3 protein-coding genes are annotated in these 2,399 nt (G+C 71.7%); all 3 read right to left on the bottom strand.

Annotation, left to right across the window (positions count from 1 at the left end):
* On the bottom strand, positions 1 to 407 hold a 407-nt coding region (locus tag P3W85_RS41650; RefSeq protein ID WP_276269118.1), incomplete at its 3' end, for a vWA domain-containing protein.
* Positions 408 to 565: 158 nt separating this feature from the next.
* Positions 566 to 1,648, bottom strand: coding sequence for an ATP-binding protein (locus P3W85_RS41645; RefSeq protein WP_276269117.1), 1,083 nt, complete (start codon positions 1,646 to 1,648; stop codon positions 566 to 568).
* A partial coding sequence (locus P3W85_RS41640) for a cobaltochelatase subunit CobN (protein ID WP_276269116.1) occupies positions 1,645 to 2,399 on the bottom strand: 755 nt, incomplete at its 5' end. The genes P3W85_RS41645 and P3W85_RS41640, both read right to left, overlap by 4 nt.

Below are 2,399 nucleotides of genomic sequence, written 5' to 3'. Positions count from 1 at the left end.
ACCACCATCACGACATCCGCCCAAGGCGGGCGCGGGGGCTGCTCGCTGCTGCGGCCATCGCTGAGCAGCCACAGCCAGCGCTGCTGCGCCGGGCGGTGGCGCGCGGCCTGCGCCAGCAGCTGGCCGGCGCGTTCCATGCCGAGCGCCAGCGGCGTGCCGCCGCCGCCGGCGATCGGGCGGATCCAGGCTTCGCTCCACGGGCGGGCTCGCGCCGGCTGCAGGCGTACCTCGGCGCGGCCACCGGCGAAGCACACCAGCGACACTTCGGCGCGCGCCTGATAGGCGCGCTGCAGCAAGCGCAGCAGCACGCCCTTGGCCAGCGCCAGCTGGCGGCCGTGCACCATCGATGCCGAACAATCCAGCACGAAGCAATGCAATACGCCGGCATGCGCCTGCTGCGCGCGCATGCGCAGGTGGCCGGCCGCCAGCGTCTCGCCGCGCTTGGCTGCCAGCGTGCGCGGCCAATGGATGCGCGGGCCAGCGGGGCGGCCGTGCGGGGAAGCCAGACGAGGGGCCTGCCACCGGTTGCCGCCTTGCCGGGATTCGGCGGCGGCCTGCCGGTGGCTCAGGCTTTTTTTGCGGGCAGCGGCCTTACGGATTTGACTGTGGCGAGGCCCGATGCAACGCCCGCGGGCGGGGCCGGGAGCGCGCCCCAGGGATTGGTGGCGCCGCAGGCGCCGTTGCCCGCCGTGTCGTCCCCGGCATCGCTGGCTTCGCCCGGCGCGCGGGCATCACCGGCATCGGTTCCCGTGCCGCCCTGCCCGCCGCCTTCCGGTGCCGCCTGGCGGCGGTGATGCAGTACCAGTTCCGCCACGGCGTCCACATGCGCGGGCGCTACCGCCGCATCGCATTGCAGCGCTGCCAGCGCGCGCGCGGCGCGCAGCATCACCAGGTCGGCGCGCACGCCGTCGACGGCGGCGGCCAGGCACAGGTGGCTGACCCGCTCATGCACGGCATCGCTGAACCAGAGCGACGGCAGCGCGGCACGCGCCAGCCTGACCTGCCGCGTCAGCGTTTCCTGCTCGGTGGCGAAGCGCGTGCGCAGCGCTACGGGATCGGTGTCGAACGCCAGCCGCGCCTTGACGATAGCCTGGCGCTGCGCGGGATCGATGCAATTCTCCAGCGTCAGCGCCAGCCCGAAACGGTCCAGCAACTGTGGACGCAGTTCGCCCTCCTCCGGGTTCATGGTACCCACCAGCACAAAGCGCGCCTCGTGCTGGTGCGATACGCCATCGCGTTCCACCAGGTTGACGCCGCTGGCGGCAACGTCGAGCAACTGGTCGACCAGATGATCCGGCAGCAGGTTGACCTCGTCCACGTAGAGCACCCCCTGGTGCGCACGTGCCAGCAGGCCGGGAGCGAAGCGTACCTCGCTCTGCCGCAGCACGTGGCCAAGGTCGAGGGTGCCGATCAACTGCTCTTCGCTGGCGCCCAGCGGCAGGGTGACGAACTGCCCTTCGGGCAGCAGTTCGGCCACCGCGCGCGCGGCGGTCGACTTGGCGGTACCGCGCGGGCCGCTCACCAGCACGCCGCCAATGCCGGGGTCCACCGCGGCGAGCAGCAGGGCTTGCTGCAGGCGCTGCTGGCCCACCAGGGCACTGAAGGGAAACGGCACCCGCAAGTGCCGGCCGCTGGCGTTCACGTTCATGTGGGAGTTCCTTCAAGCGCCTGCTCGCTGTCGAGCAGGTGTTGTTCGAGTTGGGCGCGGTGCGCTCCGGGCTCCTGCCACAAGCCGCGCTGCACCGCTTCGAGCAGGCGCTCGCAGATGGCATGCAGCGCGCGCGGATTGTGCTGGCGCAGGAAGGCGCGGGTGTCGGCGTCGTTCACATAGGCATCGGTGACCAGCGCATACTGGTGATCGGCCACCACGCGGGTAGTGGCATCGAAGCCGAACAGGTAGTCCACGGTGGCGGCCATCTCGAAGGCGCCCTTGTAGCCATGCCGCTTGACGCCGGCTATCCACTTGGGATTGACCACCCGCGCGCGGATCACGCGGCTGATTTCTTCCTGCAGCGTGCGGATGCGCGGCGCCGCCGGATTGCTGTGGTCGCCATGGTAGACCGCTGGCTGCGCGCCGCCGAACGCGCGCGCGGCGGCCGCCATGCCGCCCTGGAACTGGTAGTAATCGTTGGCGTCGAGCAGGTCGTGCTCGCGGTTGTCCTGGTTCTGCACCACGGCATCCAGGCTGGCCAGGCGCTCGGCAAAGCTGGCGCGCGCCTCGACGCCATCCGTGCCCTGGCCGTAGGCATGGCCGCCGGCATGGAGGTAGGCCTGTGCCAGATCGTGATCGTCCTGCCAGCCGCGGCCGTCGATCAGGTCCTGCAGGCCCGTGCTGTAGCCGCCCGGACGCGCGCCGAACACACGCCAGCCGGCACGGCGGCGGGCCTCCCCCGCGGGCA

The organism is Cupriavidus basilensis (assembly GCF_029335485.1).
GTDB classification, from domain to species: Bacteria; Pseudomonadota; Gammaproteobacteria; order Burkholderiales; family Burkholderiaceae; genus Cupriavidus; species Cupriavidus basilensis_E.
This window is presented reverse-complemented; position numbering and strand designations above follow the sequence as displayed.